Below are 1,021 nucleotides of genomic sequence, written 5' to 3' on the forward strand. Positions count from 1 at the left end.
CTGCCGGAGGGATCGTGTCCGGATACGGGTGGTGGGCGCCTGCGGGCCGTGTGGCCCTGCAGACGCCCACCGTGGAGCGGTGCCGGCTGGCGGGGTGTCAGTCCTTGATCTCGCAGATCGCGGCGCCGGAGGTCAGCGAGGCGCCGATCTCCGCGCTGAGGCCCTTGATGGTGCCGGCCTTGTGCGCGTTCAGCGGCTGTTCCATCTTCATGGCCTCCAGGACGACGACGAGGTCGCCCTCCTTGACCTCCTGACCCTCCTCGACGGCGACCTTGACGATGGTGCCCTGCATCGGGGAGGCGAGGGTGTCGCCGGAGGCGGCCGGGCCGGACTTCTTCGCGGCGCGCCGCTTGGGCTTGGCGCCCGCGGTCAGTCCGGTGCGGGCCAGCGACATGCCCATCCCGGCAGGGAGGGACACCTCCAGGCGCTTGCCGCCGACCTCGACGACGACGGTCTCACGGCCGGCCTCGTCGTCCTCGCCCGCCTCGGCGGGCGCGGCGAACGCCGGGATGTCGTTGTCGAACTCGGTCTCGATCCACCGGGTGAACACCGTGAACGCCTCGTCGGAGCCGGTGAGTTCGGGGGCGAACGCGGGGTCGGTGACGACCTTGCGGTGGAAGGGGATCGCGGTGGCCATGCCCTCGACCTGGAACTCCTCCAGGGCGCGGGCGGCCCGCTGGAGGGCCTCCTTGCGGGTGCGGCCGGTGACGATCAGCTTCGCCAGCAGCGAGTCCCACGCCGGGCCGATCACGGAGCCGGACTCGACGCCCGCGTCCAGGCGCACACCCGGGCCCGAGGGGGCGTCGAACTTCGTGACGGTGCCCGGGGCGGGCAGGAAGCCGCGGCCCGGGTCCTCGCCGTTGATACGGAACTCGAAGGAGTGACCGCGCAGCACGGGGTCGCCGTAGCCGAGCGCCTCACCGTCCGCGATGCGGAACATCTCACGGACCAGGTCGATGCCGGCGACCTCCTCGGTCACCGGGTGCTCGACCTGCAGACGCGTGTTGACCTCCAGGAAGGA

Annotated in this window: 1 protein-coding gene; it reads right to left on the reverse strand. The window is 71.9% G+C overall.

Translation table 11 applies throughout. The features are described 5' to 3' along the window. Positions 1-97 precede the first annotated feature (97 nt). The coding region (locus ACZ4E1_RS40285; RefSeq protein WP_467548978.1) for a biotin/lipoyl-containing protein at positions 98-1,021 on the reverse strand (924 nt) is incomplete at its 5' end.

Source organism: Streptomyces sp. NPDC025806 (assembly GCF_055558275.1).